This window comes from Amycolatopsis sp. NPDC059027, assembly GCF_042739735.1.
Taxonomy (GTDB): domain Bacteria; phylum Actinomycetota; class Actinomycetes; order Mycobacteriales; family Pseudonocardiaceae; genus Amycolatopsis.
On sequence record NZ_JBHYIK010000016.1, the window covers coordinates 64527 to 90776 of the forward strand.

Below are 26250 nucleotides of genomic sequence, written 5' to 3' on the forward strand. Positions count from 1 at the left end.
CGTCCATCTGGCGAGACAGCACTCAGGAGTCTTGCTGCTCGTCGAGACCGTCGCGATCGGCCCACTCCAGGAGGGTGTCCAGCGAATAGGCCGTGTCGTCGATCCCCGCGTGGAGGTCGCCCAGCTCGGCGAAGCGCGCGGGCACGGTCGCGATGGTGCAGTCGCCGGGTTCGACGTCGTCGATCTCGTCCCAGCGGATCGGGGTGGACACCGTGCCCTCGGGCACGCCGCGGACCGAATAGGCGCTGGCGATCGTGTGATCCCTGGCGTTCTGGTTGTAGTCGACGAACAGCATCGCCGGGTCACGATCCTTACGCCACCACGTCGTGGTCACGTCGTCCGGCGCACGGCGTTCGACCTCCTTGGCGAAGGCCAGGGCCGCTCGCCGGACGTCGGCGAATCCCCAGCGCGGCTCGATGCGGACGTAGATGTGCAAGCCGCTGCCGCCCGAGGTCTTGGGCCAGCCGGCCACGCCCAGCTCGTCGAGCACCTCGTGGGCGACGTGCGCGACGCGCCGGACCCGGTCGAAGCCGCAGTCCGGCATCGGGTCGAGGTCGATCCGCCACTCGTCGGGCCGCTCCGTGTCGGCGCGTCGCGAGTTCCACGGGTGAAACTCCACAGTGGACATCTGGACCGCCCACACGACGCTCGCCAGCTCCGTCACGCACAGTTCGTAGGCGTGCCGCCCGTAGCGCGGGAAGTCCACCCGCACCGTCTCCAGCCACGGCGGCGCGCCGTGCGGGACGCGCTTCTGGTGCACCTTCTCCCCCGCCACGCCGGACGGGAACCGATGCAGCATGCACGGCCGCTCGCGCAGCGCGCGCACGATCCCGTCCCCGACCGACAGGTAGTAGTTGACCAGGTCGAGCTTGGTTTCCCCGCGTGCGGGGAAGTAGACCCGGTCCGGATTCGAGACCCGCACCGTCCGGTGCCCGACCTCGATCTCCACCGCGGAATCCTTCGCCATGAAAGAGAACGTAACCGCAAACCGGCCGATGTGCCGTGCCCGTTTCAGACGGCGACCGCGTGTTTGCCGTGCGGGCGGTCGTCGGCCGCCTGGTCGAGGATGCGGTTGGCGACCCGGCCGAGTGCCGCGTGCAGTTCGTCGTGTCCCTCGGGGCCCCAGTCCTCGAGCCGCTCGGCCAGCCAGTCCTTCCAGGCCCCGATGAGCTTGTCGAGTTCGGCGAGCCCGAGTTCGGTGGTCGACCACTGGCCGCCGCGATAGGTCAGGTGCCCGGTCAGCTCCAGCCTCGCGAACGCGGGCTCGAACACCTCCGGCGGGACGCCGTAGCGTTCGCCGATGACCGTCAGCGACGTCGGCTTCTCGCGGCGTTCCCGTAGCCGTACCTGCCCCACGCACCACAGTCCGCCGCGGTCCAGTTCGCAGCCCGAACGCGCGACGACCCCGGCGGACGCCGCCCGTCCCTCGCGCGCGAGGATCCGGCCGACCGCGCGTTCCAGATCCTGGTCCCGGTCGCTCGGGTCCGGCATCGCGAACCCGTCGCCGATGTCCTGGGCGCCGGCGCGCGCGGTGTCGCGCAGCGGGACTTCCTTGAGGAAGAAGGCCAGCACCAGCGCCACAAGACCGACGGGCGCGGCATAGAGGAACACCGAGTGGATCGAATCGCTGTAGGCCTGGATGTAGGGCGCCGCCACCGGCTCCGGCAGCTTGTGCAGCGCGATCGGGACCTGCACGGCCTGCGGGTTGATCCCCGGCGGCAGCGGGTGTTCCGCTGACGCCTTCGCCATGTTCGGGGCCAGCTGGTTGGCGTAGATCGTGCCGAAGATGGCCGCGCCGAACGAGGATCCCATGGACCGCAGGAACGTCACCCCGGACGTCGCGACGCCCAGATCCCGGTATTCGGCGGTGTTCTGCACGACGATGACCAGCACCTGCATGCTCAGCCCGATTCCGAGGCCCAGCACCGCGAAGTAGGCCGACATCTCCCAGAACCCACTCTCCGGGGTCAGCCGGGAAAGCAGGTACAGCCCGGCCGTCAGGCCGACGCCGCCGAGGATCGGGAAGATCTTGTACCGCCCTGTCTTGCCGACCAGGTTTCCCGCGAAGACGCCCGCGATCAGCAGCGCGATCACCATCGGCAGCATCCGCACGCCGGAACTCGTCGCCGAGATGCCGTGCACGTACTGCAGATACGTCGGCAGGTAGGACAGCGCGCCGAGCATCGCGAACCCGACGACGAAACTCAGGATCGCCGCCACGGTGAACACCGGGTTCCGGAACAAGCGCATCGGCAGGGTCGGTTCCGTCGCCCGTTTCTCCGCGAAGACGAACAGCACCAGCAGGATCACCGAGCCGACGGCCATGCCGATGATCGTCGGCGAGTCCCACGCGTACTGCGTCCCGCCCCAGCTGGTCACCAGCGTCAGCCCGGTCGCGGCGAGGCCGACGAGCAGGATGCCCAGGTAGTCGATCACCGGCTTCGCCGCGGCCTTCACGCTCGGCATCGCGCTCGCCGCGACGATCAGCACGATCACCGCCACCGGGACGTTGACGTAGAACGCCCACCGCCACGAAAGGTGATCGACGAACAGGCCGCCCAGCATCGGCCCGAGCACCGTGACGACGCCGAACACCGAGCCGAGGACACCCTGGTACTTGCCGCGGTCACGCAGCGGGACGACGTCGGCCACCAGCGCCGTCGCGGTGACCATCAGCCCGCCCGCGCCCAGCCCCTGCACCGCCCGCGCCACGATCAGCCAGATCATGTCGTTCGCGAACCCGCAGAAGAACGAGCCGCCGGTGAACACGATCACCGACAGCTGGAACATCAGCTTGCGGCCGAACAGGTCGCCGAGCTTCCCGACGACCGCGGTCATGATCGTCTCGGCGAGCAGGTACGAGGTGATCACCCAGGACAGGTGCCCGGCGCCGCCGAGATCGCCGACGATCGTGGGCAGTGCCGTGCCCACGATCGTCTGGTCCAGCGCCGCGAGCAGCATGCCGAGCATGACCGCGGCGAACACCGCGTTGACCCGCTTGCGGCTCAGCTCCGGCGGCGCGGTGTCCTGCCGTCCGCTGTCCACGGTCGTCGTCATCGCACCCTCCTGGCTGTCCGGCCTTCAACGTATTGGCCGGATCAGCTCCGCTCCACTGTGGATTGATCACCTGATGCGGTGAACCCGCCGAGGAACCAGCGCTCCGGCGGCGGTGGTTCGAGCGCCACCGCGAGTTCCCCCACCACCGCGTCCGCGATGCCCCCGACGTCCCAGACTTCCCGGCGCAGCACCGGCGGTTTGACCGCGGGCTGCCGGACGACGTGCAGATGCCCGTCGGCGAGCCGGAGCACCTGACCGTTCAGCGCCGCCGAAAGGTCGCTGAGCAGGTACGTGACCAGCGGCGCGACGAGGTCCGGTGTCAGCGCGGGATTTCCGTGCAGGTGCGCATTGCGGCTCTCCCGCATCATCCGCGTCCACGCGATCGGGCACACCGCGTTCACGCGGACGCCGTGCTCGCCGACGTCGGCCGCCCAGGAGTAGGTCAGCGAGGCGACCGCGCCCTTCGACGCCGAGTACGCGGCGGCCCCGCGCTGGCCGATCATCGATCCGGATGTCAGGTTCACGATCGCCCCGGACCGCTGGGCGACCATCCGCTTCAACGCGGCGGACCCGCAGTGGAGCGGCCCGAGGACGTTCGTCTCGACGAGTGCGCGGGTCCGCTCCGCGTCGTCGTCCTCCCACGGCTCGACGTGGTAGTTCACCGCCGCGTTGTTGACCAGGCCGCCGATCCCGCCGAACTCGCTGACACAGCGTTGGATCAGTGAAGACGCATACGCGGCATCGGACACATCTCCGGCATACGCGACCGCCTGTCCCCCGGCCGCCCTGATGTCCTCGGCGGTCTCCTCGGCCGTCTCCGCGTCGATGTCGTTGACGACGACCGCGGCCCCGGCCGCCGCCGCGTGCCGCGCGAACGCCTGCCCCAGTCCCTGCCCCGCTCCGGTGACCACCACGGATCGTCCGTCCAGAACTCCCATGGTCCCAGTGTGGCGCTCAGCGCACGGGGCTGCCGGATTCCCGCGCCGGACGGCTGAGCCGCTCCAACGCCAGCTGTTCGAGGTGCCCCGCCGCGGCGCGGATACCCCCGGCGGTGCGGAAGGACCGCCCGATCGCCTCGGCGGCCCGCCGGTAGCCGGGCTCGGTCAGGACCTTGCCGACGGCGGCCGCGATGCGCCCGGCGTCCGAGCGGCCGAACCGCAACCGGACGCCCGCACCGGCGTCGGCGACCTGCCCGGCGACGATCGGCTGGTCGTCGCGGATCGGGGCGACCACCAGCGGGACGCCGTGCCACAGCGCTTCGCAGACGGTGTTGTGCCCGGCGTGGCACACCACGGCGTCGACGCGAGACAGCAACGGAAGCTGCGGAACTTCGCCGCGTACCAGCACATTCTCCGGTGTCGGGCCCAGTACGCCGCCGGGGTCCACGAGCACCGCCCGGCGGTCCATGCCGTCGAACGCGTCGGCGGCCGCGGTGAGGAATCCCGCCGCGGCGTCGGCGTTCGCGGTCCCGAGGGTGACGAGCACGGTGGGCGTCGCCGGGTCGAGCCACTCCCATGGGAAGTCCGTTGTGGACGGACGGGCGGTGAGCGACGGGCCGACCAGCCACACCGCGGGCGGCAGCTCGGCCGCGCCGAGGAGCCGCCGGGTGGTGAACGCGAGGACGCCGTGCGGGGAGAACCGCGGGTCCGCCGCACCCCTGCCGCCCGCGATACGGGCCCGCAGCCCGGTGAGCAGTTCGTCGACCCACGCGGCGACCTTGGGCATCCCGGCGAGCGGGTCGATCAGCTCGGCCGACGTCGTCGCCGAGGTCGCCCACGCCAGCCCGCACGCGTCGGCGATGAGCCCGCCCGCGAGCGCCTGCTGATCGGCGACCACGACGTGCGGGCCGAAGGCGTCGATCGCGGCGTGCACGCCGGGCGCCATCGCGTCGGCCAGCGGGATCAGGAAGTCCTCCCACAGGAACCGCAGCGCGGCCGGGCCTTTAAGATCCGGGGCCCGCACGGGTTCGGTCTCGGGGATCGCGCAGCCGAAGATCTCCGCGCCGTGCCCGGCGAGCTTGCGCAGCACCGTTTCGTGCCCCGCCCAGGCCACGTGATGGCCGCGCGCGGCCAGTTCGGCCGCGACTCCCACGGCCGGGTTGACGTGTCCGGTCAGGGGCGGGACGACGAAGAGGAACCGGGCCACTACGCTTCCACCGCTGCCCGGCTGGTCTCGTGGACCCACTCGAGAATCGCGTCGATCGTCTCCGCGGTGCGTTCCACGAGCACCGAATGCCCCTGGTCCGGCAGCACCAGCGTCCGGCAGTGCGTCAGGCTCGCTTCGAGCTGCGGGACTTGGTCCGACAACCCCGAGTCGCCGCCGAACACCGCCAGCACCGGGCAGCGCACCGCCGAAAGGTCCGGGTCGATGGTACGGCTGAGCGGGATGTCCTCGGCGATCGTCGTGGCCTGGAGGATCTTGTTCGCCGACTTCGAAAGCCGGGCGGTGTGGGCGCCGTGGTTCGCCGCGATCCACTCGAACGCGCCGTCGATGGCGAGCCGGTTCTTCGCGTCCGCCAGGCCGTCGGCCATGTGCTGGGTCCACAATGGAGTGGGCGGTTCGGCCTCGATCGCGATGACGCTGGCGACGCGGTCCGGGCGGGCGGCGGCGAGTCCGAACGCGACCGAACCACCGAAGGAGTTGCCCACGACGTGCACCGGGCGGGTGATACCGAGCGCGTCGAGCAGCGCGTCCAGATCCTCGACGAACCGTTCGAGCCGGTAACCGGAGCCGGGCCGGGTCGTGCGGCCGTGCCCGCGCAGGTCGTACATCACGACGTCGATCCCCCGCTCCGCGAACGCGGGCCCGAGGGTGAAGTAGTAGCTGGCGAGGCTGTCGGTCAGCAATCCGTGGACGCACACCAGGATCGGTGCCTCGGTGTCGGGCGGGGACAGCCGCTGGACATGGACGTCCAGTTCGCCCGCGCGGACCTTGCTCACGGCGTTCCCGCGACACGCAGCGACGTGACGATGTACCGGACGAGTTCGCCCACGGTCAGCGCGATGATCTCCTCCAGATCGCGTTCGGCGATGAACGTCGCGAAGTTGACCCGCTCGCCGTAGTGCTCGCGCAGCTGGCCGGACAGCGCGACGAGGTCGACGCTCTCCAGTTCGAGGTCGTCGTGGAAGGTGGTGTCCATCGTGATCTCGGCGTCGTCCAGCCCGTACTCGTCCAGCAGTCCCCGCAGCATGGTGGCGAGGTCCGCCAGCACGGTCGCCTCTTCCGCGGCCGTCTCCGGACGCGCCGTCTCGATGCTCACAGCTCTGTCTCCTTTTCTTCTTCCGTCCAAGCCACGACGTACGCGCGCGGCGCGTGTTCGACGTCGCGGCAGCGCACCGGGTAGTCCCGCCCGCCCGCACGGACCGTCAACCGTTCCGGCGCCGCTTCGACGACCTCGAAGTCCCGTGGTTCGCCCCGCAATCCGGTACCGCGGAGCTTCGCGACGGCTTCCTTCGCGGTCCAGAACCGGGCGAACCAGCGGTCGGGATCGTCCGCGGACACCTCGTCGAAGAGCGCCCGCTCCGCCTCGCCGAACGCCACCGCCAGTGTGGACGCGGCCTTCGGCGCGACCTCTTCGACGTCGATCCCGCACGGCCACGGCCGCGCGATCGCCACGCCGACGTCGCCGCGATGCGCCAGCGACACCGTGAGTTCCGGCAGTGTCCGCCCGTAGGCACCGGTGACGAACGGGCGTCCCGCGCTGTCGTTGCCGACCCGCAGTTCCGCCGGGAAGATCTCGCCTTCTCCGGAGTCCCACAAGCTGTTGTCCCACAAGAAGTGCCGGACGGCGTCCTTCACCGCGATGCGCCCGAGCAGCCACTGCCGCCTGCCGCGCGGCGGATGCGCGTCGTAGGCCTCGCGTTCCGCGCCCGCCAGCATGTTGCGCATGATCAGGTCGCGGGTGGCCAGGTCCGGCCACTGCTCGCGGACCAGCGCCCAGCCCTCCGGCCGCGCCTGCGAGAGCGTGTACCGCTCCGGCCGGCGATCGACCCGGCGGATCGCCGGATTGCTGTCGAAGCGCCGGTCGCGCCAGCCGGTGAACTCGGCCCACACCTGTCCTTTGTGGACGAGCTGCATCTCGGCCTCGAGTTCGGCGTCGGTGACGTTCGTGATGCGCACCAGGCAGTCCAGCCGTTCCCCCGGCACGGGATGCGGACCGTGGAACCGGATCTCGCGCATGCCGACCGGGAACACCGTGTTCCGTTCGGGCAGCCGCGACATGATCCAGTAGCCGAGGACCTGGCCGACGTTGTCCAGCAAGGCGCCGGGCGCCGCCGGTGTCGTCAGCACCGCGCGGACGTGCCGCTTCCCCACCGCGACCAGCTCCTGCACGCCTTGGAACCCGGGGCCGTGGAACATCCAGCGTTCGCTGTACAGCTCGGCCGCGGTCAGCTCGGGCTCGCTCTCCTCGGACGCCGGGAACCGCCACGGCTCCGGCGCGCTCCGCGCGTAGTCCGGCGCGAGTTCGACAACAGCTTGCGAGTATCCCTCTAAGCACGCGAGCACCCGGTCGCGTCCTTGCGGCACCACGCGGACCGGGACCGTCACGGCGGGGATCGCGGTGATCCACTGGGTGAGCCGTACGTCGTGCACGGCCACGGCGTGCCGTCCGGGCATGGCCTGTTCTGCGAAGCCCATGAGGTGCTCGATCACCGTCGTCGCCGGGACCACCGGCCACCGATCGGCGGGCTCGGCCCGCTCGGGCTGCCGGAAGAAGCAGTGGTCGAGCAGGTAAGGCATGGTCTCGATCGACACGGTCAGCGTCGTCCGCAGTTCCCGGGGCGCGACGACGCGGCGGGGTGCCGGCCGCCTGCCACGCTGCGCGAGGACGTCCGTCGCGAGCGCGGCGGTGTCCTTGAGCAGCGCGGAGAACTCGGCGGCGAGCGGGCCGTGCGAGGCCAGCGCGTCGAGTCCATCCACAGTGGACTCGGTACGCGCGGGCATGGTGAACCGGGCCCGGGTCCGTTCGTCCAGTGAGACCAGCTTGCCGCCGAGGTCCAGTTTCACCGCCCGGCCTCGTCGAGCGACCGCCTCGCCGCCGGGCAACGCCGCTGTGTCGACGTCCAGACCGTCGGCCCACAAGGCGGTGGCCACGCGTCGCAGCTGCGCGAGCCCGTCACGCTGCGGCGAATGTGCCGGCACCGCAAGGTGTTCGCGCCCGTGCAAGGTGTCGTCGATCAGGGAACCGAGCTGCCCGGCGCCGAGCTGGACGAAGCCGCGGAAGCCCGCCGCGTACATGGCCTCGACCAATGGCCGGAACCGCACGGGTTCCAGCAGGTGCCGGACGAACAGGTCCCGCACCGCCGCCGCGTCCGCCGGGTATGGCGACACCGTGGTGGCCGACCACACCGGCAGCCGGGCCGGGTTGAGGCTCAGCCGTTCCGCGCCCTCCCGGATCGGGCCGAGGTACGGCCGCAGCATCGGGGTGTGGAACCCGGACCGGAACGGCAGCACCTGCGCGAGCACGCCCTGGTCCCGGAACCGGCCGACCAGCTCGCCGACCTCGTCCGCGGGCCCGCAGAGCATCGCCTGGTTCGGCGCGTTGTCGTGGGACAGCACGACGTCCTCGCGCCCGGCGAGTTCGGCCAGCACCCGGGACGCGGACGCGCCGATCGCGGCGAACGAGAGACCGGGGACCACCAGCGCGTCCGGGTCGAACCCGGCGAGGAACGCGTCGACCTCGTCCTCGGCGTGGATCCCGGCCGCCGCCATCGCCGTCCATTCGCCGAGGCTGTGCCCGGCCAGCGCGTCCGGGGTCACGCCGAGCCGTCCCAGCGCGGCGTGCAGCAGCCTGCCGAGCCCGAACACCGCGGCGCCGTGCCTGCCGATGTCGCCGACCTCGACGTCCGCCTGCTGCCATGGCAGCCCGAAGTGCCGCGCGACGTCGGCACAGTTCGGCGTGAACTCGGCCTCCAGCCCCGGAAAGACGAACGCGAGTTTTCCGCTGCGCAGCAAGGGTTCCGGTGCGAACCAGACGTCGTTGCGACCGCGGAGGCCCTTGCCTCGCGCCACCGCTTTCCTCGCCAGGGCAAGGCGCTTGGCCGTCGGGGCGACGATGCCGAGCCGGACCGGCCCCTCCCCGCCTTCGCGGGCGAGGACGTCCTGATCGGCGCCGTCCAGAAGCGCGGCCATTTCGTCCACTGTGGACACGGCGAGCCGCAGAACCCGCTCCGGTTCACTCACCGAGACGACGGGAGCCCCGCGGTCCGGTGCCTGTTCGAGCACGACGTGCGCGTTGATCCCGCCGAACCCGAACGCGTTGACGCCCGCGCGGCGCACGCCGTCGCCCTCCCACGGACGCGCCGCGTCGAGCGGGATGAACCGGGTCCGCGCGAGCTCCGGACGCGGATCGTCGCAGTGCAGCGTCGGCGGCAGGACCCCGTGGTGCACGGCCAGCGCGGCCTTGATCAGCCCGGCGATCCCGGCCGCGGGCATGGTGTGCCCGATCATCGACTTGACCGACCCGATCACCGCGGTGTCCCCCGGCTTGCCGAAAACCTCGGCCAGGGTGGCTAGTTCGGCCGCGTCGCCCGCAGGAGTCGCGGTGCCGTGTGCCTCCAGCAGGCCCAGGGCGCCCGGCAGGGCCGGGTCGAGACCGGCGGCTTCCCACGCCTGCCGGACCGCGCGGACCTGACCGCCGGTGTCGGGGTTGGCCAGACTCGCGGTGCGGCCGTCGCTCGCCACCCCGGTCCCGGTGATCACCGCGTACACCCGGTCGCCCTCGCGCTCGGCGTCGGCGAGCCGCTTGAGGACGACGACGCCGGTGCCCTCGCCGATCAGCACACCGTCCGCGTCGCGGTGGAACGGCCGGATCCGCTCGCTCGGCGACAGCGCGCCGAGCTGGTTGAACACACTCCAGAACGTGACGTCGTGGCAATGGTGCACCCCACCGGCCAGCACGACGTCGCACCGTCCACTGTGGAGTTCCCGGATCGCGTGATCGACGGCGATGAGCGACGACGCGCACGCGGCGTCCACCGTGTACGCCGGGCCGCGCAGGTCGAGCCGGTTCGCCAGCCGCGACGCGGCCAGGTTCGGCACGAGCCCGATCGCGGACTCCGGCGCCTCCGGTCCGAGCCGGGCGGTGAACGCTTCCCGTACCTCGTCGAGCCGATCGGCGCCGAGATCGGGCAGCAGCTCGCTCAGCGTGTGGACCAGCTGGGTGGCCGTGCGGACGCGCTGGTCGAGCCGCACCAGGCCGGGAGTGAGGTAGCCGCCGCGGCCGAGGATCACCCCGGCCTTCGCCCGTTGCGCGGGCAGCCGCTCCGGACCGCCCGCGTCGGCGATGGCCTCCGCGGCGACCCGCAACGCGATCAGCTGGTCGGGCTCGGTCGCGGGCACGGAGTTCGGCATGATCCCGAATCCCGTGACGTCCACTTCGGCCAGTTCGCCGACGAAACCACCGCGCCTGCAGTAGATCCGGTCCGCCCGCGACGGCTCGTCCGGGGCGTAGTGGACCGCGTCCCAGCGATCGGGCGGCACGGTGGTGATGGCGTCGACACCGCCGGCGAGGTTCCGCCAGTACGTGCCGAGGTCGGGGGCGCCGGGCAGTAGCACCGACATCCCCACGATCGCGACCGGGTCCGGCACGTCACCACCCCGAAGCGGTGTAGACGACCGACGCGGCGTCGGCATGGCCCCACGCCAGCTCGCGCAGGAGGCTCATGGTGCCTTCCTCCGGATCGATCAGCTCGATCCCGCGCCGGGCGTAGTCCCGCATCAGTTCCGGTGTGACCATGCCGTCGTGGGTGCCGGTCGGCGCCCACGGTCCCCAGTGGACGGTCACCGCCCTGCCGGACACCGGCCAGCGGCGGCCGAAACTCTCCAGCGCGTCGTTCGCGGCGGCGTAGTCGGACTGGCCCCGGTTGCCCAGGGTTGCCGCGATACTCCCGAACAACGCCACGAACCGCGGCGGGGCGGGGAGTTCGGCGGTCGCGTCGAGCAACGCCTGCGCGCCGTCGACCTTCGTGCCGAACACCCGCTGGAACGACTCCGGCGCCTTCTCTGCGATGAGCTTGTCCTCGATGACGCCCGCCGCGTACACGATGCCGTCGAGCCTGCCGTGCTCGGCGTGGATCTCCTTGATCGCGCGGTGCACGGCCTCGGTGTCCCGCATGTCGACCGACTGGTAGCGCACCGACGCGCCCAGCTCGGTCAACGTCCGCAGTGTGCTCCGCACCTCGCGCTCACCGAGAATCCGCGACACGGAACGCTCGATTTCCGCGGGCACCCGCTGTCCACCCGCGATCAGCGCGGTACGGATTTCCTTGGCGTCACGAGCGTTCGCGAACGCAGGGTCCTCTTCGGCAGGCGGTACCGGGGTACGGCCGAGCAGTTCGAACCGGCACCGGGCCGCCGCGGCCAGCGTCGTCGCGAACCGGGCCGTGATGCCCTTGGCCCCGCCGACGAGCAGCACCACGGAGTCCCGGCCGAGGCCGATCGCCTCGGCCTCCGCCGCGCCGTCGCCGGCCGGACCGGCGCCGGTGCTGCCGAGCAGGCCGAGCGGCTCCTCGGTCATCCGGAGGCCGCGGCGGGTGTCGCCGTCCCGCAGCACCACCGGCTCACGGTCCACAGTGGTCAGTTCCGCGACCAGCCCTGCCGCGACCTCGTCGACGCCCGTGCCCGCCGCATGCTCGACCACCCTGGCGACAATGTCCGGGTACTCCCGCGACACCGACCGGAAGAATCCGCGCAGGCCCGGCCGGGGCCCGGCGGCGAGCAGCCAGCGCGGTCCGGCCGCGAGCACGGCGCGGTAGGGCTCGAACGCCTCCGGGAGCACCGGATCGGTGTGCACCACCCCGTCGAACGATTCCCCGGCAGGCACCGCGGTGGCCGGGACCGCATCGGCCCCGAGCCCGGTGAGGCGAGCGGCCATCGCGTCGGCCAGCTCACCGTCGCCCAGCACCAGGAAGCGGCATCCTGCCACGTCCACGACGGCGGGTGCCAGCTCGAACGGCGTCATCACCAGGCGTTTCGGCGCGACGACGACCGGTTGCTGTTCGCCGGGCTTCCCGGGTTCCGCGGACTCCGCGGGCTGCTCGCCGTCGATCAGGCCCGCGATGCCCGCCGCCGTCCGTACCCTGGCCAGCTCTTCGACGTCGAAGTCCGCAGTGGACAGTCCCAGCCTGCTCGCCAGTTCTCCGGCGATCTCGGCGCGCTTGATCGAATCCACGCTCAGATCGGCTTCCAGATCCAGACCCGGCTCGATCATCTCCGCCGGATACCCCGTCCGCTCCCCGATCACCTCGACCACCACCGACAGCACGGACCGGCCCGGCTCGGTGGCTGGAACGGACGGTGCGCGGCCGCCGATCAGCTCCGCGATCCCGGCCGCGGTCCGCGCCTTCGACAACTCCTCGACGTCCAGCTCCGCCCCGGACAACCCCAGGCGCGACGCCAGCTCGCCCGCGATCTCCGCCCGTTTGATCGAATCCACGCTCAGATCGGCTTCCAGATCCAGACCCGGCTCGATCATCTCCGCCGGATACCCCGTCCGCTCCCCGATCACCTCGACCACCACCGACAGCACCGGCCGGTCCGATTCGGCCGCCGCGGGGACCGGCGCCGGTTCGCCGAGCACGACCGTCGACGGGACAGCCGGGCTCAGCACGGTTTCGACCTGGCCGAACGCCGGCGCCGCCGACCGTTCGGCGCCGAGATAGCCGAGCATGACGTCCCGCTGGGCCGCGACCATTTCCCGGCTGGTGCGCAGGAAGTCGGCGATCAGCGCCTCCGCACCCTGCTCGGGCTGAGGGGTCGTCACGAGTGCCTCCGAGATACGTTGGGCAGGGTGCAGGGCCGCGTCCGGAACTGTCCCGTCGGCAGTACGGAGCAGCTGCCCGTCCACCGTCCACCCCGGGCGACGGGGCCTGGCGGTGGCCGCCGCGTCGACGGCGTCGCGCCCGCGGAACAGCCAGCCGGTCTCGACCGCGGCACCGCACACGGCCAGCTCGGCGAGCGCGGTCAGGAACCCCGGTAGCCCGCGGCGGCCGGGCCGTTCGAGTGCGACCGTCCGGTGTGGACGGTCCTCGAGCACGGCCGAGACCAGTTTGGACAGTACCGCGCCCGGCCCGGCTTCGACGAACACCCGTGCCCCTGCGGCATACATCGCCTCCACCTGCTCGACGAACCGCACCGGCGAGCCCAGCTGGGCGGCCAGTTCCGCCCGGATGCCCTCGACGTCGGCAGGATAGACATCGGCCGCGCGGTTGCCGTAGACCGGCACCTCGGGCGCGGCGAAGTCCACCTCGGCGAGGGTCTCCCCGAACGTTTCGCCGGCAGCCGCGACCAGCGGGCTGTGGAACGCGCAGGCGACCGGAAGCCGCTTCGCGCCGAGCCCGGCTTCACGCAGCCGCCCGACAGCTTGGTCGATGTCGTCGGTCGGGCCGGAGATCACCGTCTGCTTCGGCGCGTTGTGATTGGCGACGACCACCGCGGCGAGTCCCGCGTCGGCCAGCACCTTGCCGACGTCGACAGCCGGCCCGGCCACTGCCGCCATCGCCCCCGCGTCACCCGAGCCGGTTGCGCCGAGGATCGCCTCGGCCCTCGCCCGGCTGCACCGCAGCAACGCGTCCGGCCGCACCGACCCCGCCGCGGCGAGCGCCACCAGCTCGCCGTAGCTGTGCCCGGCCAGCATCGCCGGGCGCACCCCGGCCCTGGTCAGCAGGCGATGCGCCGCGAGACCGGTGATCCCCAGCGCGGGCTGCGCGACCCGCGTATCGGTGACTCGCGCGGCCTGCTCCCGGCGCCCCGCCTCGTCGAACACGGCGGGCGGGAACACCGCCGCGGCCGTCTCCGGGTCCAGCCGGAGGTAGCGGTGCAGTTCCGGGAAGGCGACGAACAACTCGGCGAACATGCCCGGCCGCTGGCTGCCCTGCCCGGGGAACACCATCGCGACGTCGCCGCCCACCGCGTCGGCGGCGAAGAAGATCCCCTCGGCCCGCTCGCCGGTGATCGCCTTGCTCAGCAGAGCGGTCAGTTCGTCCACAGTGGACGCCACCAGCGCGACCTCGGTCGTGCCACCGGCCGCCCGCGCGGCCTCCGCGCGTCCGGAGGCGGCGCGCGCGAGATCCCGCAACCGCCACGGCCGGTACCCGGCGGGTACGTCCGCGAGCGCGAGCAGGTCCTTCAGCGCGGTCTCGTATCCCTTGCCCGCGAAGGTGAACAGCTCGGCGGGCCATTCGTCGGCGGTCCGCGCGGGCGGGATGTCCTCGTGCGCGGCCAGTACGACGTGGAAGTTCGTGCCCCCGAAGCCGAACGCGCTGACCCCGGCGATCCGTTCCGCCGGTGGAGCCGCCCACGGCTGGGCAGAGGACTGGAACACGAACGGGCTGCGGCCGGCCTCCCAGGCCGGGTTCGGCGTTTCGACGTGCAGCGTCGGCGGCTTGACCCCGGTGTGCACGGCGAGCGCCGTCTTGACCAGCCCCGCCAGCCCGGCCGCGCACTTCGTGTGGCCGATCTGGGACTTCACCGAACCGACCACGCACGCGCCCGGCGCCGCGCCCGCTTCGGTGAACACCTTCGTCAGGGTGCCCAGCTCGGTCCGGTCGCCCACGACGGTCCCGGTCCCGTGCGCTTCGACCAACCCCACTCGCGACGGGGAGATCCCGGCGTTGCGGTACGCGCGAGTGAGCGCCGCGTGCTGGCCTTCCGGCCGGGGCGCGGTCAGCCCCAGCGCGCGGCCGTCGCTCGCCGCGCCGACACCCTTGATCACCGCGTAGACCCGGTCGCCGTCGCGTTCCGCGTCCCCGAACCGTTTCAGCGCGATGCACGCGACGCCCTCGCCGAGCGCGATGCCGTCGGCCGCGCTGTCGAACGTCGCCGAGCGCCCGGTGGGCGAAAGGGCGTGCGCCGAGGCGAAGAGCAGGTAGTCGTTGATGCCGTTGTGCAGGTCCGCGCCGCCGCACAGCACGAGATCGCTCGTGCCCGCGGTGAGTTCCTTACAGGCGACGTCCACTGCGGTGAGCGAGGACGCGCACGCCGCGTCGACGGTGTAGTTCGCCCCGCCGAGATCGAGCCGGTTCGCGATCCGCCCGGCGATGACGTTCGCCAGCACTCCGGGGAAGGAGTCCTCGGTCAGCCTCGGTAGCTGTTCGTCCAAAGCGGACGGAAGCTCGCCGAGGTAGGCGGGCAGCACGGTGCGCAGCGTCATCGCGTTGGACAGGTCGCTGCCCGCCTCGGCGCCGAACACCACCGACGTCCGCGTACGGTCGAACGCCCGGTCGGCGTATCCGGCGTCGGCCAGCGCACGGTGCGCGGCCTCCAATGCCAGCAGCTGCACGGGTTCGATGCTCGCCAGCGACGACGGCGGGATGCCGTAGGCCAGCGGGTCGAACGGGATCTCGGGCAGGAATCCGCCCCAGCGCGACGGCGTCCGCTCCCCGGCGCCGTCCTTGCCGTAGTAGAGGGCGGTGTCCCAGCGCTGCGCCGGGACCTCGGTGACCGCGTCGTGTCCGGAAAGGACGTTCGCCCAGAAGGACGCCAGATCCGGGGCGCCGGGGAACATGCAGGCCATCCCGACGATCGCGACGTCCAGTGGTTCCGGCACCGGTCCGGCGGTGTCCGCGGCCAGTCCCCGGCTCTCGGCCCGGTCGCGGAGGAACGCGTCGGCGCCCGGGCCGACGTCGGCGTGCAGGTCGGCGATCGTGGTGATCGCCGCCCGCAGCACCGCGACCTCACCCGCCATGAACATGCCCTCGGCGAGCTGGCGGTCCTCGCCGACCTCGCGCAGTTCGTCCCCGATCCGCTCGATGCCCTTGCTGGCGAGCCGGAGCCTGCCGACGTTGAGCTGTTCCAGCCGTTCCCAGGCGTCGCGGCTCGGCACGCCGCGCTCGGCCAGGTCCCGCTTGATCCGCTCGTACTCCTCGGTGAACGGGCTGCGCACACACCGCGTCGCGTGGCCCGGCGCGGTTTCGAGCAGGTCGGTGTGCGCGGCGGTGAGCAGCTGGCGCTGGAACAGCGGCAGCACGGCACCCGCGTCGACGGCCTCGCGGGTGAAGAGGTACGCGGTGCCCATCAGGACCCCGATCGCCGCACCGCGCGCGGTGAGCGGCGCCGCCAGCGCGCTGACCATCGCGCCCGATCGGGCGTCGTGGATACCGCCCGCGAACAGCACCTGCAGCTCCGCCGCCGCACCCGGTGTCGTCGTGAGGAAGTCGTCGAGCACGCCGAGCTGGGCTTCCCACAACGGAAAGCTCGTGCGCGGGCCGACGTGTCCCCCGCATTCGGACCCTTCGAAGACGAACTTCCGCGCCCCCGCTTCGAGGAACTGCTTGAGCAGCCCGGGCGAGGGGACGTGCAGGAAGGTCGAGATCCCCGCCTCCTCCAAGGCCGCGGCCTGCGCCGGGCGCCCGCCCGCGATGATCGCGTGCGAGGGCCGGATCTCGCGGATCACCTGGAGCTGCGCGACCTTCACGTGGTCCGGCGCGAACCCGAGCACGCCGACGCCCCATGGCGCCGCACCGACCGTGTCCCTGGTGCGTTCGAGCACCTCCCTGGTCTGTTCGGGGCCGGACAGGGCGAGCGCGATGAACGGCAACGCTCCCGCGGCGGCGACCTCGGCGGCGAACGCGGCCTGGTCGCTCACCCGGGTCATCGGCCCCTGCACCACCGGCAGCGCCGTGCCGAGCGCCCGCGCGCCGGGTGACTCCGGGCCGAGCACCGGGCCGTCCGCGCCCAGCGCCGCGGCGATCGCGTCCCGGATCCCGCGGACGGTGGCGGTCACCGTACCCCAGCGGTCGCGGAACCGCGTGGCGAGGAAGACGTCCTGTCCCGCTTCCAGCCGTTCACCGGTCGATCGCCTGGTCAGGCCCCGGACACCGTCGGCGACCGTCGTCTCGGAGCCGTCGAGCCCGGTGAGCGCGACCGTAGTGGACGGCGGCAGCTCCGGCTCGGCGAGCAGGGCCAGCTGCGTGTCGAGCACCACCCCGGCCGCTCCGCCGGCGACGGCCGCCGCCGCGGTGTGCGGGCCGATCCCGCCCGAGGCCCACACCGGGAGGTCGATCGCCTCGTCCGTGAGCAACGCCTGGAGCAGGACGAACGTGCTCAGTTCGCCGACCGGGCCGCCACATTCGTGGCCGCGGGCGATCAGGCCGTGGGCACCGTCGGCGACGGCTCGCCGGGCCTGCGCGCGCGTGGTCACTTCGACCAGCACCCGGCGCCCGGGGAAGTCCCGTGCCGTACAAGGCGAATCCGAGGTCAGGAGCACGGTGTGCGCGGCCTCGGGTACCTCCCCCAGGTGAGTGAGGCGCACCCCGAAGCCGGGCACCGGCCACTCCGCCAGCAACGCCAGTTCGTCGGCGGCCGAGGAGCCGGGCGTGGTCAGGTCGAGCACGCCGAGCCCACCGCCCCGCGCGGCGGCCGCGGTGGCCCGCGCCGACGGCCTGTTCAGCGGATTCACGGCGATGACCGTGTCGGCGCTCTGCCGGGGATCGCCTTCCGACACACGCATGGGAACTCCCCAACGCACCAAAGAGTGAAGCAGTAACGGGGAGTACTTAAGCGTCTCGACCGGGACACGTCAACAACTCGCCCTGTTTTCTTCGCGCAGCTTCAAAAAGTCGTCGGGCCACCTGGGTCAGGACTCAAGAATTTAACGTCACCGTCATCCGCCCACGACACGGGACCGACTTGCGCCCCCACCGTAATGCATAGTAGTACCCGCTCGATCGGGCGACACCCACCCAGACAGGGCAACCCTTCCCGGCCATCGGCGCAGTCCGAAAGGACTCGGTCTCCTACCCTACGCCTTTTGGCGACGGCCCCTCGGGGCGCCATCGGAAACAAAAGCCATTCGATCACGCCACACGAAATGAGATTCGACACGAATAAACGATACCGTTTCGTCGACGGCTCTCTTTTTCTTCGCCCGCCCACAAGGGACGCGATCAACCATTTCGTCCCGCAATCGCTTACCTTCACCTAACCCGGCCGACTACCCCCATCGGATTTGCCCCGACCCAGCATTCACCGTGGTCGCACGCCCACACCGGCGCCACGGCACAGGCCCATCCACGAACCCCGCCTGCCACGGGGAGCATCCGAGCCGATACACCTCGTACCACACACCCTTTCGGTGAAAAATTCACCGAAAGGAACGTGAACCGATTTTCACAATTGACCGATGTTGACCCCTGCTACCGAATCAAGAGCCTCACTTGTCACGTTCGCGAGAGTTGACAACGAGCCTCACGATAGACATTCTGTCCAGCTGTAGACCATCTGTACAACCCCGGAAGGCGGTCATGACCCCCGCGGCGCATCTCCTCGACGAACGATCGGGCCGGATCTACCCGCTCGACCCCCTGCGCTGGCGCGGTGACGACGGCGCACCCCTGACCGTGCCGCCCCTGCGCGGCCTCACCCGCGCCGAGGTCGATTCCGGCTCGCGCTCGCTTTGGCGCTACCGGGCCGCGCTCCCCGGGGACATCCGGCGTCCGGTGTCGCTCGGCGAGGGCTGCACTCCCCTGGTCGAGCTGCCCTGGGGCGGCGAAACGACGCGATTCAAGCTCGAGTGGTTCAACCCCACCGGCAGTTTCAAGGACCGGGGCAGCACCGTGCTGCTCTCGCTGCTGGCGGGACACGGGGTCACCGAGGTGCTGGAGGACAGCTCGGGCAACGGCGGCTCGTCGATCTCGGCCTACAGCGCCGCCGCCGGTATCCGCGCGAAGATCCTCGCGCCGGAATCGACGTCACCGGCGAAGATCCTGCAAAGCCGCGCTTACGGCGCCACGGTCGAACTCGTGCCCGGTACTCGCGACGACACCGCCACCGAAGCGCTGCGACGTTCCGCCGAGACCTGCTACGCCAGCCACAACTGGCACCCGTTCTTCTTACAGGGCACCAAAACGCTGGCCTACGAGCTGTGGGAGGACCTCGGCTTCACCGCACCGGACAACGTCGTCACCGTCGCGGGCGCCGGCAGTATCGTGCTGGGCTGCGACCTCGGCTTCACCGAACTGCTCGCCGCCGGTGCGATCGACCGGCGCCCGCGGCTGCTCGTCGCCCAGCCCGCGAACTGCGCTCCCCTGCACGCGAGCTTCCAGTCCGCTGTGGACACTCCGGTGCCGACGGCCTTCGCGCCGACGATCGCCGAGGGCACGGCCATCCGCGAACCGGTCCGGTTGCCCGAGGTTCTCACCGCGATCCGCCGGTCGAACGGGACCACCGTCGCGATCGACGAAGCCGCCATCGCCGACGCGACACGCCGGCTCGCCGCCGCCGGGCTCTACGCGGAGCCGACCAGTGCGACCGCTGCCGCCGCACTCGACGTCTTCCGCGCCCAGGGCGTCATCCGGCCCGAGGAGACGACCGTGGTCATCCTCACCGGGTCCGGTCTCAAGGCGGCGGCCACGATGTCCGCGTTGTTCGCCGAGGACACCCCGTGAGTGACGCCGAGGACGAACTGCTGCTGCGCGAGACCGAGAAGATCGCGGTGGCGATCGGCCGGATGTTCCCCGGGCTGTGCGAGGTCGTCCTGCACGACCTGCGCGACCCGGACCACGCCATCCGCGTGATCGAGTCCAACCTCTCCGGCCGCGCCCCCGGCGACCCGGCCACCGAACTCGGCCTCGCCCGGATCCAGGACCCGGACTATCCGGAGGTGCTGCAGAACTACCCCAACACCTTCCCGGACGGCCGTCCCGCCAAGAGCACGTCGATCGGCGTCAAGAACAGCGACGGCGCCTACGTCGCCGCTCTCTGCCTCAACCTCGACGTCTCGCTGTTCGCCAGCGCCGCCAAGAGCCTCGCCACCCTCGTCCGGACCGATGAGCAGGAGCAGCCGCTGACCGAAACGCTGCGCGCCAGGACCGTCGACGAACTCCGTTCCCTGGTCGAGGAGTACGCCGCAGCCCACGGCCAGACCCCGCGCGGTCTCGTTCCCGCCGCGAAGAAGGAACTGGTGCGGACCCTGCAGGAACAGGGCTTCCTGCAGGTCAAGCACTCGGTCCCGGCGCTGACCGAACTCCTCGGCCTCGCCCGCGCGACGATCTACAACTACCTGCGCTGATCAGCCGTCGAGGAACCGCGCCAGCTCCGCGGTGACGAACCGCGGGTTCTCCTCGACGAGCCAGTGGCCCGCCTTCGGCACGTCCGCGGCCTGCACGATGTTGGTCAGGCGCGGGGCCACCGTGCCCCGGATCGCGTCGAGCTGCCCCTGTGCGGTCATGAGCAGGGTCGGGACGCGGACCGGTGCCGCCGCCACGGTGTCGCGGACGTCCTTGTCGAGGGCACGGTAGAGCTCGAAGCCGCCGGAAAGGACCTCGGGCCTGCTGTAGGTCCGCGCGTACTCGGTGATCTCGGCGTCGGTGAACGGGGACCGATCCGAGGTGCCGCCGAACGCCGTGCCCCCGAAGGAAACCTGGGGATAGAACAGCGCCAGGTACTCACGGACGTCGTCATGGACCACCGCCTCGGGAACCCGGCGCTGGGAGTGGAAGGCGATGTGCCAGCTGAGCGAGCGGTACATGGTCGCGTCGATCGCCGGTCCCGGCAGCGGCAGGTCGAAGTAGCCGAGGCGGGCGGTGTCGGTCGGGAACTGACTCGCGTACTGAAAGGCCACGGCAGCACCGAAATCGTGCCCGACGACGCGGGCGTCACGCACCCCGAGCCGCTCGGCGATCAGCTTGTGCACATACCGCGCCAGTGTGGCCTTGTCGTAGCCCGGCGGTTTGCCGGTGCTGTCCCCCAGCCCGGGAAGGTCGACGGCGTAGACGGTGTGGTTTTTGGCGAGCTCCGGCATGATCGGCCACCAGCCGTACCAGGTCTGCGGCCAGCCGTGGATCAGCACCACCGGTGTGCCTTTGCCGCCGGTCACGTAGTGCATCCGGACGCCGTCGACGTCGGCGAACTCGTGCCGGAAGGTGTTCCCGAACTGGGGATCGCTCTGTGTGGCGGCCGCGTAGGGCGCGACCTCGCCGGTGCTCGGCGTGGAGCATGCGGCGGTGCCGATCGTGAGCACGAGGGTGAGTGCGGCCGTCGCGACCGTGCGCGCGAAGCGGGGGAAACGGCGCGACAGCGGCCGTGGTGCGGTGATCATGTGTTCCTGTCCTGGGAAAAGGGGCGTCAGCGCCCGGTGGAGCCGTCGATCAGTTCGCGGAGGATGTCGGCATGGCCGGCATGGCGGCCGGTCTCCTCGATCATGTGCGTGAGCGCCCAGCGCACGCTGGGCGCGGAGCGGCCCGGCCGCGGGACAGGTGCGCCCAGATCGGCGCACCCGTCGAGCATGTCGTTCGCGTGCTCGATCACCTCGCGGTAGCGGGCGACGACGTCCGCCACGCTGTCCTCCGGTGCGGCGTGGAATGTCGCCTGCCAATCGGTGACGTTGTCCCCGAGGAACAGCGAACGCTCGACGAAGGTCAGGTGGTTGAGCAGGCCGAGCAGGTTCGTGCCCGAGGGCACCGCCGCCGTCCGCACGTCGGGTTCGGGGGCGCCGTCGACCTTCGCGGCGATCGAGGTACGGAGGTAGTCGAGGAATCCGCGCAGGACCTCGATCTCACTGCTTCCGGTCCGGGGCGGCGGGGAGTCGCGGCGCCGGCGCGCAGTACTGGGCACGGTGTTGTTCCTTCCTTGTCAGGCGGTGCGGTCAGGCGGTGCGGCGGATGAGCAGGACGTGGTCGATGACCTCGGCGGTGCGCCCGCCCGGTCCGGTCGCGATCCGGCGGGGCGCGTCGGCCCGTTCGATCCGCCAGATCCCGGCGTCCAGCGCGATGCCCGCGGCGACCTCGCGCGGGCTCGGGTAGCGGGTGCCGGGGTCCTGGTTCCACGACCACGGCGCGGCCGAACCGTGGTCGACGACCAGCAGCCGCCCACCCGGGCGCAGTGCCTGCGCGGCCGAGCGCAGCACGGTCGCCCTGTCGAGTTCCGCGGGGGTGTGCAGGTAGTGGGCGCAGATCAGGTCGAAACGGCCCTGCGGAAAGGATTCGTGCAGGTCGTGCCGTGCAACGCTGACGCGGTCGCCCAGCCCTGTTGACCGGGCAAGGGCGGCGAGCCGGTCGACCGCCACTGACGAGATGTCGGCGGCGGTGACGCGCCAGCCCTGGCGGGCGAGCCACAGCGCGTCCCCGCCGTTGCCACAGCCGAGGTCCAGCGCGTCGCCGGGCGCCAGGCCGGTGACCAGCTCGGTGAGCCGGGCGTTCGGCCGCGGGTCGATGGCCGGTTTCCGGGCCCGGTACACGCCGTCCCAGAACGTGACCGCATCGGTGGTGCTCATCAAGACTCCTTCGGTCGGTACGCGCTCAGTCTCGCCAGGCGCGTCCCGATCTGGCACGGAATCTTGCGGTTATGGCAAGGTGGCCGCGTGGACCACCGAACGGAAGACGTGCTCGACGCGGTCGGGCCGCGGTTGCGCGCGCTGCGACGTGACCGCGGCATCACTCTCGCCGATCTGGCGGCGACGACGGGCGTCTCGGAAAGCACCCTGTCGCGGCTGGAGAGCGGGCAGCGCCGGGCGACGCTGGAGTTGCTGCTGCCGCTGGCCAGTACCTACGGCGTTCCGCTGGACGACCTGGTCGGCGCCCCGCGCACCGGCGACCCCCGGATCCACCTCAAGCCGATCCACCGGTTCGGGATGACCTTCATCCCGCTTTCCCGGCGGCCGGGCGGGATCCAGGCGTTCAAGATGATCATTCCCGCGCGGTCGGAGCCGCTCGAACCGACCCCGCAGACGCACGACGGCTTCGAATGGCTGTATGTCCTCAATGGACATCTGCGGCTCGTGCTCGGCGAGCGCGACATGACGTTGCCGCCAGGCGAGGCCGCCGAGTTCGACACGTCGCTGCCGCACTGGCTGGGCAGCGCCGACGGCGGCGTGGTCGAGCTCCTCATCCTGTTCGGCATGCAGGGCATGCGCGCGCACGTGCGCGCCGGGGCACATCGGCACGCACACGAGGAATCCTCGTAGCCCGAGCCACTTCCGGGCTTCATTGTCCACAACGGACACTCGTCGCGAGACGACGGCGTTGGGGGGGGGGGGGGGGGGGCCGCCCCCCCCCCCCCCCCCCCCCCCCCCCCCCCCCCGCGCCCCTCCGGGGATACATGCCCCACACCCTAAACGGGGCGCCCGCGGCGGGGGAGCGGGGGCCGGGCCCCCCTACCCCGGCACGCCGTACGCACCCCCCGGTCAGCGGCTCACCAGGCCACGGGCAGCTCGTGCACCCCGTAGATCGCCATGTCCGCCCGCATCCGTACCTCCTCGGCAGGCACCGCCAGCCGCAGCTCGGGGAACCGCCTGGCCAGCGCCGGATATCCGATGCGCATCTCGACCCTGGCCAGCTGCTGGCCCAGGCACTGGTGCACCCCGTGCCCGAAGCCGATGTGCCCGGTCGCCGGGCGCGTGATGTCGAGCCGGTCGGGATCGGGGAAACGTTCGGGGTCGCGATTGGCCGCCGGGACCGAAACGACCACCGACTCCCCTGCCCGGATCAGCTGGCCCGCCACTTCGACGTCCTCGACCGCGGTCCGTCCCGGCCCCACGTGGATGACGCTCAGGTAGCGCATCAGCTCCTCGACCGCGTTGGTGACCAGGCTCGGGTCGGCCCGCAGCGCCGCGAACTGCTCCGGATTGCGAAGCAGCGCGAACGTCCCGAGCGCGAGCATGTTCGCGGTCGTCTCGTAGCCCGCGATGAGCAGCGTCATGGCGATCGTCGCCAGCTCCTCGCCGGTGAGTTCCCCGGCCTCGATCAACCCGCTGAGCAGGTGCTCGTCCGGCTCGGCGCGCTTGCGTTCGACCAGTTCGCCCATGTACGCCATCACCGCGCCCATGGCCGTGGTGATCTCCTCGGCGCTGGACTTCAGGTTGAACAGCACCGAGGCGTTCTTCTGGAAGCCATCCCGCTCCCCGAGCGGGACTCCGAGCAGTTCGCAGATCACCAGTGACGGGATCGGCATCGCGAAAGCGGTCACCAGATCACACGGCGGCCCCGCCTCCTCCATCCGGTCGAGGTGCTCCTCGGTGATCCGCGCGACGCGGGGCTCCAGCATCTGCATCCGCCGCACGGTGAACTGGCCGGTGAGCTGCTTCCGCAGCCGGGTGTGCTCCGGCGGGTCGAACGAGGTCAGCGCCCCCGGCTGGGCCGGACGTGGCTTCTCCTTGGCGAACGCGTGCGGGATCGGTGTCCGCCGCAGCTCGGCGCGGGAGCTGAACCGGACGTCCGCGAGCACCGCCCTCGCGGCGGCGTACCCGGTGATCAGCCAGCCCTCGTGACCGTCCGGGTAGACCAGGCGGCTGATCGGCGAACGGGCACTGAGGTCGGTCAGCGCCTCGGGCGGGTCGAACGGGCAGCGGCCACGGGTGGTGGGCAAGCCCTGAGCGAGCGGAACGGTCTGCGTCATCGCCGACTCCGAAAAAGTGGTGGGAGGTCGCGGCGTCCGCCCCAGGTCGCTCGGCCGCCGCGCTGTCTGCTGGGCCACTTCAGAAGGTACATAGGTTTCACTGTTTTGTGAAGTCAAGAAAACGTATGAACCCCGAGAGTGCGAGTGAAACCTTCCATTACCGCACGCGGGCCGCCCGGACGCCGCAACTCGGCGCCATCCGTTCCCGAAAGTCTTCGCGTGATACCCGCGCGAACGCCGTGGGGCGGGTGTGACCGCAAGCACACCTTAAGTCTTTCCTTGGTGCGCTAGATCACTCGCCACTCCCCGTCTACGGTCTGGCAACCATGGATTCCTCTCCACGCCCCGAACAGGGCGGCAGCTACACGAAAGCACTCGGCAAACGCCAGGTGCAGATGATCGCGATCGGTGGCGCGATCGGCGTCGGGCTCTTCCTCGGCGCGGGCGGAAAGCTGCATCAGGTCGGGCCGTCGCTGATCTTCTCCTACGCCCTCTGCGGCGCGGCAGCCTATTTCGTCATGCGTGCACTCGGCGAACTCGTGCTGCACGAGCCCAGTTCGGGTAGTTTCGTCACGTACGCGCGAAAGTTCATCGGCCCCTGGGCCGGGTTCGCCTCGGGCTGGCTGTACTGGCTCAACTGGGCCATGACCGGCATCGCTGAGATCACCGCCGTCGCGATCTACGTGCACAAGTGGCTGCCCGGCATTCCACAGTGGATCACCGCGCTGATCGCCCTCGGCGTGCTCCTCGCGGTGAACCTGTTGAGCGTCAAGCTGTTCGGCGAACTCGAGTTCTGGTTCTCGGTCGTCAAGGTCCTCGCCATCGTCGTCTTCCTGATCACCGGCCTCGGCCTGGTGCTCAGCGGGGCGAACATCGGCGGCACGTCCGCCGGGGTGCAGAACCTCACCAACCACGACGGGATCTTCCCCGCCGGCCTGGGCATCACGCTGATGACGCTGCAGGCGGTCATCTTCGCCTACTCGGCCATCGAACTCGTCGGCATCGCCGCCGGGGAGACCAAGGACGCGCGCAAGGTCCTGCCCAAGGCGATCAACAGCGTGGTGTGGCGGATCGCCGTGTTCTACGTCGGTTCCGTGCTGCTGCTGGCGATGCTGCTGCCGTGGCCGTTCTACAGCGGCGACGAAAGCCCGTTCGTCACGGTCTTCACCCGCCTCGGCATCCCCGGCATCGGCGACGTCATGAACGCCGTCGTGCTGACCGCGGCGCTGTCTTCGGTCAACTCGGGCCTGTACTCGACCGGGCGCATCCTGCGGGCACTGTCCGAAAAGGGCGAAGCACCGAAGTTCGTCAGCCGAATGAGCAGCCGCCACGTGCCCTACGGCGGCATCCTGTTCACCTCGGTCGCCTATCTGCTGGGCGTGGTGCTGAACTATCTGGTGCCGAAGGACGCGTTCGACATCGCCATCGCGATCGCCTCGCTCGGCGTCGTGGCGACCTGGGCGACGTTGATCGTCTCGCAGATGAAGCTGCGTCAGGCGGCACTGCGGGGCGAGCTGGAGCGGCCGAGCTACCGGATGCCCGGCGCCCCGTACACGGGCTGGGCGACGCTGGCCTTCCTCGTGCTGGTGATCGCGTTGATGGGCTTCTCCGACGGACCCGAGAAGATCGCGTTCTACTCGATCCCGGTGGTCGCGATCGTCCTCGCGGTCGGCTGGCGCTTCATCCGCCGCCGCGAACGCGACCGCGAGCGCACCACCGTCGCCGTCGGTTCCCGGGACTGATCACCCGGCGATAGCCCGGCCCCCCCGGGGGGCGGGCCGGCCCCGTGGGGGGGGGCCCAGCACCCCGCGCCGGGGGGGGGGGGGCGCCGCAAGACCCCCCCGCCCCGGAGAGGGTTAGACA

General features: G+C 71.2%; 16 protein-coding genes. 4 read left to right on the top strand and 12 right to left on the bottom strand.

Going from position 1 to position 26250, the window contains the following annotated elements:
- Nucleotides 1–22: 22 nt before the first annotated feature.
- The 8 genes from ligD to ACFWY9_RS13590 are packed head-to-tail and all read right to left on the bottom strand — an operon-like array spanning nucleotide 23 to nucleotide 17506.
- Nucleotides 23–967: a non-homologous end-joining DNA ligase gene (gene ligD, locus ACFWY9_RS13555; protein ID WP_378323417.1), complete on the bottom strand. Its 945-nt coding sequence runs from the start codon at nucleotides 965–967 to the stop codon at nucleotides 23–25.
- Between the two features lie 44 nt (nucleotides 968–1011).
- Entirely contained in the window at nucleotides 1012–3057 is a 2046-nt protein-coding gene (locus ACFWY9_RS13560; protein WP_378323418.1) for an MDR family MFS transporter, read from the bottom strand.
- A gap of 41 nt (nucleotides 3058–3098) precedes the next feature.
- Nucleotides 3099–3995, bottom strand: a complete 897-nt coding sequence (locus ACFWY9_RS13565) for an SDR family NAD(P)-dependent oxidoreductase (protein WP_378323419.1) — start codon at nucleotides 3993–3995, stop codon at nucleotides 3099–3101.
- A gap of 16 nt (nucleotides 3996–4011) precedes the next feature.
- Entirely contained in the window at nucleotides 4012–5202 is a 1191-nt protein-coding gene (locus tag ACFWY9_RS13570) for a glycosyltransferase (RefSeq protein ID WP_378338970.1), read from the bottom strand.
- On the bottom strand, nucleotides 5202–5996 hold the full coding sequence (locus ACFWY9_RS13575; protein WP_378338971.1) for an alpha/beta fold hydrolase: 795 nt from the start codon (nucleotides 5994–5996) through the stop codon (nucleotides 5202–5204). The genes ACFWY9_RS13570 and ACFWY9_RS13575 overlap by 1 nt, the downstream gene beginning before the upstream one ends.
- Nucleotides 5993–6316, bottom strand: coding sequence for an acyl carrier protein (locus tag ACFWY9_RS13580; RefSeq protein WP_378338972.1), 324 nt, complete (start codon nucleotides 6314–6316; stop codon nucleotides 5993–5995). The genes ACFWY9_RS13575 and ACFWY9_RS13580 overlap by 4 nt, the downstream gene beginning before the upstream one ends.
- Nucleotides 6313–10620, bottom strand: coding sequence for a beta-ketoacyl synthase N-terminal-like domain-containing protein (locus ACFWY9_RS13585; RefSeq protein WP_378339008.1), 4308 nt, complete (start codon nucleotides 10618–10620; stop codon nucleotides 6313–6315). Before ACFWY9_RS13585 ends, ACFWY9_RS13580 begins: the two co-directional genes overlap by 4 nt.
- A 28-nt stretch (nucleotides 10621–10648) precedes the next feature.
- Nucleotides 10649–17506, bottom strand: coding sequence for an SDR family NAD(P)-dependent oxidoreductase (locus ACFWY9_RS13590; RefSeq protein ID WP_378338973.1), 6858 nt, complete (start codon nucleotides 17504–17506; stop codon nucleotides 10649–10651).
- Between the two features lie 793 nt (nucleotides 17507–18299).
- Between ACFWY9_RS13590 and ACFWY9_RS13595 the strand changes: the two genes are divergently transcribed.
- Entirely contained in the window at nucleotides 18300–19442 is a 1143-nt protein-coding gene (locus ACFWY9_RS13595; RefSeq protein ID WP_378338974.1) for a pyridoxal-phosphate dependent enzyme, read from the top strand.
- Nucleotides 19439–20065, top strand: a complete 627-nt coding sequence (locus ACFWY9_RS13600) for a transcriptional regulator (protein ID WP_378323425.1) — start codon at nucleotides 19439–19441, stop codon at nucleotides 20063–20065. The genes ACFWY9_RS13595 and ACFWY9_RS13600 overlap by 4 nt, the downstream gene beginning before the upstream one ends.
- Here ACFWY9_RS13600 and ACFWY9_RS13605 read toward each other — a convergent pair whose 3' ends face one another.
- Genes ACFWY9_RS13605 through ACFWY9_RS13615 form a run of 3 tightly spaced genes read right to left on the bottom strand, consistent with a single transcriptional unit; the run spans nucleotide 20066 to nucleotide 22267 of the window.
- Nucleotides 20066–21094 (bottom strand): alpha/beta fold hydrolase, encoded by a 1029-nt coding sequence (locus tag ACFWY9_RS13605; RefSeq protein ID WP_378338975.1) that lies wholly within the window; start codon nucleotides 21092–21094, stop codon nucleotides 20066–20068.
- 26 nt (nucleotides 21095–21120) lie between these two features.
- Nucleotides 21121–21609 (bottom strand): DinB family protein, encoded by a 489-nt coding sequence (locus ACFWY9_RS13610; protein WP_378338976.1) that lies wholly within the window; start codon nucleotides 21607–21609, stop codon nucleotides 21121–21123.
- A 31-nt stretch (nucleotides 21610–21640) separates the two neighbouring features.
- Entirely contained in the window at nucleotides 21641–22267 is a 627-nt protein-coding gene (locus ACFWY9_RS13615; protein ID WP_378338977.1) for a class I SAM-dependent methyltransferase, read from the bottom strand.
- A gap of 87 nt (nucleotides 22268–22354) precedes the next feature.
- Here ACFWY9_RS13615 and ACFWY9_RS13620 point away from each other — a divergent pair, with 87 nt between their 5' ends.
- On the top strand, nucleotides 22355–22957 hold the full coding sequence (locus tag ACFWY9_RS13620) for a helix-turn-helix domain-containing protein (protein ID WP_378323429.1): 603 nt from the start codon (nucleotides 22355–22357) through the stop codon (nucleotides 22955–22957).
- A gap of 227 nt (nucleotides 22958–23184) precedes the next feature.
- On the opposite strand, the gene ACFWY9_RS13625 is transcribed toward ACFWY9_RS13620, so the two are convergent.
- Complete coding sequence (locus tag ACFWY9_RS13625; protein ID WP_378325398.1) at nucleotides 23185–24387, bottom strand: cytochrome P450; 1203 nt, start codon at nucleotides 24385–24387, stop codon at nucleotides 23185–23187.
- A gap of 326 nt (nucleotides 24388–24713) precedes the next feature.
- On the opposite strand from ACFWY9_RS13625, the gene ACFWY9_RS13630 reads away from it, so the two are divergent.
- Nucleotides 24714–26129: an amino acid permease gene (locus ACFWY9_RS13630; protein WP_378325397.1), complete on the top strand. Its 1416-nt coding sequence runs from the start codon at nucleotides 24714–24716 to the stop codon at nucleotides 26127–26129.
- Nucleotides 26130–26250: the final 121 nt, after the last annotated feature.